The organism is Oleiphilus sp. HI0079 (assembly GCF_001635105.1).
The window spans coordinates 1-861 of the sequence record NZ_LWFT01001155.1; the positions used below are offsets into that span (position 1 = coordinate 1).

An 861-nucleotide genomic window follows, 5' to 3' on the forward strand; every position below is an offset into this window, starting at 1 on the left:
TCTGTATCACCAAGCTTGGCTTTAAGCTCGCTGATCACCTCATCTTGTCTAAGGAATGCTTCTTCATGGCAAAAGAATACGTTTTGATTGCCAACCGAAATCACGTCATTGTGAAAGACACCGGCATCAATGGTATCTGGATGCTGCTGGGCATAGACAACACGGCTTTCATCAATCTGATGCAGTCGAACGACAGCCTGACAGGCCTCAAGAGTTTGTCTGGCAGGGTAGCGTTTGGGCTTTAAACCTCGTTCGCTAAACGCCTGACGACCGTAAACAAAAAGCTGAACACCCGGCCGATCGTAAGCGGAACAAAAGCGCGTATGATTGGCAGCCCCTTCATCACCAAACTGGCCGACCGACGGTAATGCGGCATGATGGGCAAAATACCGTTCGTTATTAAAAATCGCTTGCAGCATCCGGCTCGTCGTTGGATGCTCTATCGCACGATGCAGCTTTGCATTTAGATTCGCCGGCGTGAAATGCACTAAACCGTCGTTACTATCTGCGCTTGGAGACACGGTCGCGGCATTGGCTGTCCACATGCATGAGGCGGAGAAAACAGAGCCCAGAATGGCCGGAGCTTCCTTGGCTGCTTTAGTAAGAACTTGAGCATCTGTTCCTACAAATCCAAGTTGACGCAACAGGCTCATCTCGGGCCGATGATGCGGAAGCAAAATTCCTTGTTTGATGCCTTTATCCGCTAGCGCCTTCATTTTTTGCAAGCCTTGAAGGGCAGCCTGTTTTGGATTGGAAACATCTTTCAGGCTTTGCTCAGATGCGATGTTGCCAAACGACAAGCCCGCATAGTTATGAGTGGGTCCGACAAGCCCATCGAAATTTACTTCATACGCCTTCATG

Annotated in this window: 1 protein-coding gene; it reads right to left on the minus strand. The window is 49.6% G+C overall.

Annotation, left to right across the window (positions count from 1 at the left end; all coding sequences use genetic code 11):
* The coding region (locus A3750_RS20465) for an N-succinylarginine dihydrolase (protein ID WP_156498792.1) at positions 1 to 861 on the minus strand (861 nt) is incomplete at both ends.